Consider the following 7,132-nt stretch of genomic DNA (forward strand, 5'->3'; position numbering starts at 1 on the left):
AACACCTCTGCACTGGAAAAGCCTGCAAGGGTGTTAATTTTTAAAAATCAATTACTGAGTGCAATGCTTTTGGGTCTTCATCCAGTAATTGGAGTAATCTCTTAGCACTGCCAGTTGGGTTACTTTTACCACTTTCCCAGGATGAAACTGTTCGTGGTGAGACATTTAGCATGGCCGCAAAGACAAACTGGGTCGCTGGGATTGATGACCTGATATTCTTAATTCGTTCAGGTGTGAATTCAGGCATATTTATAAAGCAATGTGTTTCTATTTTGATGTTTTTATCGCCATCTAAGTAGGCTTCTAATTCATGTAAGCTTTTTTCTAGTGCTTTTGACATTTTTTTGCTCCTTTACGTGGAGTTTCAGTATCATCGGTTTGTTGCAGGGTTTAGTATACATGAACTAATAGTCTGTTGTGCTAATGATGCACTGGGATGATAGCGACAAAAAAGCCATCCGTTAATTACGGGTGGCTTACGTTCTTTATTGTCTTTCTAGCAAGATAGCCTAAACGAGCTCCGGAAAACTGAGGCTCCTGCCTAAGCAACTCTGACAAAAATGCCAAAACCCAGGCATTTCTGCCGGAGTTACTTAGGCTCCGCCCTCAACCCGTTTTCCTCAGCTCTCTCTAACTAAAATGCGGCACAAAATGCCCCACAACCACCATAACCAACTGAACAACAGCCAGCACCGCCGCGCTGCCGCCCATTACGCCAAACAGATAAGCTTCCCAGCGTTCCGAACTTTTCCGGTGATAGAAGATGACTGCGCAACTACTGCAGACGATCGCTACCGCAATAAACATCATAAAGATTGACCAACGCAACGCTTGAAGCCTCCTTGATATTAAAAATCGCTAAATTTCTAATAAGAAGTATAGCACCATAGACTAACCGTAACGATTACATCAAAGTTACTATTTTGTTTCATTTCGCGTTAACAGGGCTTCGGGGTACATGTCGGCGATGTAGGTGTGGATCTGGTTCAGCATGTGCTGGGTCGATGGGGTCTTGGCCTGCACGGATGAGGTGACCAGCACGATGGACCGGTAGAACGTGTGCTCAAAGGGGTAGACCACGACGTCGCCGATGATTTTTTGCAGCGCCAGCTCGGGGAGGATGCCCAGGCCGAGGCCGGCTTCCACCATGGCGACGATCGACTGGTCATCGATGGAGAAATGGATCAGGTTGGGCTGAATCCCGTAGTAATCCAGCGTGGCCTTGGTATCCCGGTCGTAGTCGCCGGGTTGCAGGATGAAGTCGAAGTCGGCCAGGTCATCCTTGGTGACGGAGTGGCGGTTCTCGGGGACGAAGCCTTTGGTGCCACACAGTAGATCTCATCTTGAATCAGACTGTCGACGATCAACCGGTCCTCGTGGACGGGCAGGACGACGAAGCCGATGTCCAGGGTGCCGTTTTTAACGTCACGGACGATCTGGTCGAAGCCGGATTGACTCACCGAGATGTCGATGCGCGGGTACTGTTTCTTGAATGCCTGAATGATCGGCGGCAGCCAGTTGATGCAGACGGACGAGAACGCGCCGATGCGGATGAGACCGGAATTTAGACCGTTGATGTTGTCAGCTTCCTGTTGTAAGCGGGCAACATTGTTGAGAATTTCTTGAATAATCGGTAAAATGAGCTCACCATTAGGGGTCAGCTCGGCGCCGGTCCGGGAGCGCACGAAGACGGGAAAGCCCAGGTCGGATTCGAGCTGGGTCACCGAGTGGCTGATGGCGGATGGCGTGACGTTTAATTTGAGGGCCGCTTTCTGGAAGGTACCTTCCGAAACGACCGTGCTGAAGACTTGGTACGCAAATGGCAGCATTTGATCAGTCCTTTTTAGTTGAAAACGATTCATCTATACGTGAAAAATGTGAACTTTACTAACGTTATGGGTCAGTATAGCATACTACATAGGAAGAAATTCGATAACAATTGGTTAAACTGGAGGTTGAGCAGATGGAAAACTTATTCGCAGACCGCGTCCACCCGGAAACGGCATCTCGTTTGGCGGGGCTGTTCCCGGTGATGGATTACGATGACGCAATCAAATTTACGGCGGGTGCCCCGGCAGAGAACCTGTTTCCAAGTGATGAAATGAAACAGGCGTACCTGGCGGCCATGGCGGCGGAGGGCGACCATACCTTCCAGTACCACACGGTGGAAGGGCCGTACGAGCTCCGTGAGCGGTTGGCAAAACGCGCGCGGGAACGGATGAAGATCACGGACGCCAAGCCAGAAAACGTGATGCTGACGGCGGGCGGCCAACAGGGTATCGACCTCGTGGCCAAGCTGTTATTGAACAAGGGTGATGCCATGGTGGTCGAGGCGCCAACGTATGTGGGAGCGCTAGCGTCGTTTGATATGTATGAACCGACGTACTACGAAGTCAATCTGGAAGCGGACGGGATGGCTATCGACCAGCTGGAGACCCTGTTGCGGGCGCACCCGGAGATCAAGTTCCTGTATACCGTGGCGGACTTCCACAACCCGGGCGGCGTGACCCTGTCGCTGGCAAAGCGCCAACGCTTGGTCGAACTGGCGAACCAGTATGATTTCATGATTCTGGAGGACACCCCGTACCGCGACCTGCGCTATGTGGGTGAGTCGCTGCCGACCATCAAGTCGTTTGATACGGAGGGCCGCGTGATCTTCCTGTCGAGTTTTTCAAAGGTGCTGATGCCGGCGCTGAGACTGGGGTGGCTGGTGGCGGATGAGAAAGTCTTGAAGCAGCTGTATAAGCTAAAGGAGGGTGCCGACCTGGAGGTGCCGAACCTGACAGCGGCAGCCGTGAACAACTTCCTGGCCAACAATAGTCTGGATGACCACATTGCCAAACTCAATCAGGAATATCTGATCAGACAGCAGGCCATGCTGAAGGCTATCGCAACGTATATGCCAGAAGGCGTGACGGCAACGAAGCCGGAGGGCGGTTTCTTCACGTGGGTGACGGTGCCGGAATCAATCAATACAACGGACTTGCTGTATAACGAGGCAACGCCGAACCAGCATATTGCCTACGTGCCGTCAAAGAATTTCTATGCGTATAAGGATCATACAAACGGCATGCGCCTGAACTTCACCGGCCTGACGCCAGCCCAAATAGATGACGGCATGAAACGGCTGGGAACTCTGTTGGCAGATAGGTTAACTAAGGTTATCAATTAGTTTTTCAAAAATATTATTCCAACTACTAGTAATTCTTGGAATAATAGGTATAATAGAAGTGTCCTATAAATTGATTTATGGATTGTGGTGGTGACAAGCCCCTTTCTGTAAGGAAAAGAACTTAAAACTATTACAATCAAAACTTTAACTTGTTGCTGGTCCAAACAGCGCGGCGCATCTACGATTTCCGGTAGAGGCGTCTTTTTTTTACCTTAAGGTGCGGAAGAAGGCGGTTAGAGGGCGGAGTGTAAGGTACTTTGACCTAAAAAGTCCGGGCCTGACTTTTTGGGTCGAAGTGCCTTACACAGGAGCCCTCTGCCTTCTGTAGCCCAATTCGGTTAGATAAGAGTCGAGAGGAATGTAAAATTTAGGAGAAAGCAAACTGCAGGAATATATTTTAATTGTGATAAGTCAGTATGCCCGAACGAATAGATCCAGATTTAGTACATAAAGATGTTCCTGGTCGTCATAACTACCCCGCTTAGGCTATCGTAAGTTATCATTCTATCATCATAAAATATTATTAATGATATAATTAGTACATAAATCAATGCACTAATTATAAATAGTGGGGAGTGCTCTATATGCGAAAGTGGAGGGTTATAGAAATAATTGTTTTAGGGTTGATATGTGGATTGATAGCAAAGCCAGTTTCAGTAGACGCAAGCAAGGTCACAATTTCGAATGTGAAACAAGTGAGCTCTTGGAGTGTCACCATCAAGCCAAATACAAAGGGATACGTATTTCATACAAAGAAAACATCATTTAATCCAGAAAAAATGATTCCTTCTAAGATGACTAGTCTTAACAGCTTTGTTAAATATGGATCAACTGATTCACAGTATACATTGCATACTAGTGAATCAATGTTAATTAAGGTAGGAAATCAAAAGGCCCAACGCTTATCAGAAGTTATGATGTACAACTCTGGTACAACGTATCTTATCTACACCGCTTCTCAAAACATTAATAAAATCGGGTTACAAAGCCCGTTACATCCTAAATTTACGTTAATTCCTTTACCGTATAATTCATATAATTATAAGAACACATCATTAGCCTTACTCAACAAGTATGCCGGGAATAAATCTCCTATAAAAAATGGTTTGAAGCATCCAGTAAAGTATTTTAAACAATTGAACTATGCTGAGACCAATTTTGGTATCGGAGATGTATCTAACCACTTTATTAAACATCAAGCACAAGTTAAAGTACTGGACAAGAATTTGTTAACGCCAACGAAGAAAGCGATAGCAGCATGGAACAAGGCAATGGGAAAAAAGATATTTATTTTAGATCAGAAGTCTAGTGATCGTAGCTTTGTGGTAGATTTCAACGACTGGAGTAAGATGCCAGCAGATATTAGTGACGCTGTTGGAGTGTATGATTCGGACGACAATATTGATTATAAAGGTGAAACGATTACTTGGTCAGTCTTTATTCGAGACGGAGAAGTAGAAAAATCTGACTTGCAAGGTGTGCTTGAACATGAATTTGGACATGCGATGGGGTTAACTCATTCGAAACTGAAATCAGATATTATGTATAGTAAGTCTGGGCAGAAGAAAATCTCAAAACGGGATCTAGATCGTGCGAAAATTGCTCATTATTTAGGAGCTTGGTAGGGCCTTTTTCTGCTGTAGCTAAAGTTCAATATTATCGTATTGTTATCATCCGAACCTTGGAGAAATGGATTTACTATAAATTAGCAGCGTTGTTCATTAGAACTCATGAGTAATTTCATGTTGTCACTGCTATACAGAGATCATATTGGCAGCCATCACTTTATAGTGGCTGTTTTTTAATGGTCTGATTATGTAAAGGTGACGAGTCGTTGCAAAAAGATGAATTATAAGTTTTGCCATTCGTAAAAACATAGTGGGCAAACCTCATCCAATCAAGGTAAATAGCCTAATCATAAATCAATAGACACTTATTTCTTCCTATATAAAGTCACTAACCCTACCCGAATAAAAATCCAAAACCAAACAATCATCGAACAAAATCAAAAGATTGTATCCAAATTTAACCGATATTTCCTAAAAAATCAGATAAAAATCCCGAAATTGAAACCACTTTCTTAACCTTTTTAACCTTTCCAAAATAAAAAAGCAGAACATTAGCACATAACATTGAATAGCGTTATCATGAACTTAGACCCTGACTGAGCACCATAAGGGCGGGGCTGAAAGCGTATATTACAGATTGTTTCAGTAGTGTGAATATATGACACAATGAATACAATCCTTAGTTATGCTTGATTTTCCACAAGCCCTTACGGTATACTTTTTTTCAGGGTCAATTGAGGAACCCTTCGATATCGTTGTCTGTATATATTACTTAACATTCTCAGCGATATTGTGTATACTGTTTATGCTTGATGAGTTACATAACTATATGTTTGGAGGAATATCACACACAAGCAAGTTTAAAGAAATCTCTTTATTTGGGCTTAGCTGCATTATCATTTGTCGCTGCCGGCGCTGCCGCAACTACAACTGCTAACGCAAGCTCATACGCCAAAGTCACATCAAACAAGACTTTGACTACGGACGCTACTACTCGTAACGTCACATTAACAGGTACTAACGCACTGTATACTAAGGCTGGTACTTTAAAGGGTGCTAAAGTAGTTGCAACTACTACTACTGCATCAGCTCTTAACAAGTCTAACCAAGGTAAGGCAAACTTCCGTGCATACCGTGTCGCTACTACTAACCGCGGCTCAGTTTACTACAAGGTTGTTTCATTCGACGGTAACTACCGTGGCTGGATCTACGGCGGCAAGTCAACTTCAGCTTATGCTGGTGGTGTAGCATCATACGATACTACTAAGACTGCTACTGCCCCAAGTGCATCTGACTCATATACTCTGTCAGCTGCAACTAGCACAACTGAAAACACATTATTCTACAAGCAACCAGCTTGGGCTCAATACAAGGTTGGTCGTGCCACTGTTGATGGCAAGACTTTGACTAGTACTGATGCTTACAAGAGTTCTAAGTTTACTTTTGGAGCAGCTGTAACTACTTCTCGTGAAGGCGAAACTTGGTACCAAATCGCTTCTGTTGATGGTTCAACCACTAACGGTTTAGTTGGCGCTTGGGTAAAGGCTTCAAACGTTAAGAACACCGCACCTACAGCTACTGCTGACAACAGTGTTAAGGTTGTTTACACTGACACTAAGGGCAATGCATTATCAAGCTCATATGATCAAACCTTTGTAACTACAAACACTGATACTAAGGCCGGTCAACTTGCTGCTTCTACTTTCAAGAACGTTGACAACCAATCATTATCAGACTTTGCTAAGTTGAATGTTCCTTCAGGTTACAAGTTCTCAAGCTTTGTAAACACTGATGCAACATTTGGTGGTACTCAGTACGTTAAGGTTACTGAAGCCGCTTCTTCTAAGCTAACTCTTAAGGTTGGTGCTATTGCTAACGCTTCAGCTCTTACTCCAGATACTACTGGTGCATTAGCTGTTAACGATACTGTTAACCCAAGTTCTATCAACTTCGATAGTACTGCATTGGCAAACCTTGCTAACGCATTGAAGGGTGATAAGACTGTTAAGGTTACTTCAACTGACGATGTTTACAATGCATTGTCTGCAGCTTTGAACGCTACTGCTGGTAACGTAAACTACACTAATTCTAAGGGTACTCAGTACCACTACACATTTACTGTAGGTCAAAAAGCTACTTTCAACACAGTTAACGAATTAGCTCACTATGGTGATAGCTTGACTGCAAACGTTACTGCTACTGTTGTACTTGGCAAGGCACCTGTTGCAAGCACAACCACTACAGCTGATGTTTTCAACTAATTATTAGTTGACTAAAAGGAGTCTCAGAAATGGGGCTTCTTTTTTTGTGAATTCAATTTCGATGTTTGAATTTAGGACAAAAATTCAAACGTGTGAAACTAGTTTTCTTAGAGCTTTGATGGTAGAATAGT

General features: G+C 44.0%; 5 protein-coding genes and 1 pseudogene. 3 read left to right on the forward strand and 3 right to left on the reverse strand.

What is annotated here, in order from left to right:
• Positions 1 to 40 precede the first annotated feature (40 nt).
• The 3 genes and pseudogenes from JCM11969_RS08205 to JCM11969_RS08215 form a co-directional block, all read right to left on the reverse strand.
• Entirely contained in the window at positions 41 to 340 is a 300-nt protein-coding gene (locus tag JCM11969_RS08205; RefSeq protein ID WP_054710349.1) for a helix-turn-helix domain-containing protein, read from the reverse strand.
• 290 nt (positions 341 to 630) lie between these two features.
• On the reverse strand, positions 631 to 828 hold the full coding sequence (locus JCM11969_RS08210; protein WP_054710352.1) for a hypothetical protein: 198 nt from the start codon (positions 826 to 828) through the stop codon (positions 631 to 633).
• A gap of 90 nt (positions 829 to 918) precedes the next feature.
• Positions 919 to 1,829 (reverse strand): annotated as a pseudogene (locus JCM11969_RS08215) (LysR family transcriptional regulator).
• 134 nt (positions 1,830 to 1,963) lie between these two features.
• Here JCM11969_RS08215 and JCM11969_RS08220 point away from each other — a divergent pair.
• From JCM11969_RS08220 to JCM11969_RS08230, 3 genes are all read left to right on the forward strand, one after another.
• On the forward strand, positions 1,964 to 3,172 hold the full coding sequence (locus JCM11969_RS08220) for an aminotransferase-like domain-containing protein (RefSeq protein ID WP_054710355.1): 1,209 nt from the start codon (positions 1,964 to 1,966) through the stop codon (positions 3,170 to 3,172).
• A 584-nt stretch (positions 3,173 to 3,756) separates the two neighbouring features.
• Positions 3,757 to 4,797: a matrixin family metalloprotease gene (locus JCM11969_RS08225; protein ID WP_054710357.1), complete on the forward strand. Its 1,041-nt coding sequence runs from the start codon at positions 3,757 to 3,759 to the stop codon at positions 4,795 to 4,797.
• Positions 4,798 to 5,618: 821 nt separating this feature from the next.
• A complete protein-coding gene (locus JCM11969_RS08230) occupies positions 5,619 to 7,001 on the forward strand; it encodes a hypothetical protein (protein ID WP_054710360.1) in 1,383 nt (460 codons plus the stop codon).
• Positions 7,002 to 7,132: the final 131 nt, after the last annotated feature.

The organism is Secundilactobacillus paracollinoides DSM 15502 = JCM 11969, assembly GCF_001311135.1.
In the GTDB taxonomy this organism is placed as follows: Bacteria; Bacillota; Bacilli; order Lactobacillales; family Lactobacillaceae; genus Secundilactobacillus; species Secundilactobacillus paracollinoides.

Coding starts and splice junctions, on each gene's coding strand:
- JCM11969_RS08205 (WP_054710349.1), bottom strand. CDS start 340: ATGTCAAAAGCACTAGAAAAAAGCTTACATGAATTAGAAGCCTACTTA.
- JCM11969_RS08220 (WP_054710355.1), top strand. CDS start 1,964: ATGGAAAACTTATTCGCAGACCGCGTCCACCCGGAAACGGCATCTCGT.
- JCM11969_RS08225 (WP_054710357.1), top strand. CDS start 3,757: ATGCGAAAGTGGAGGGTTATAGAAATAATTGTTTTAGGGTTGATATGT.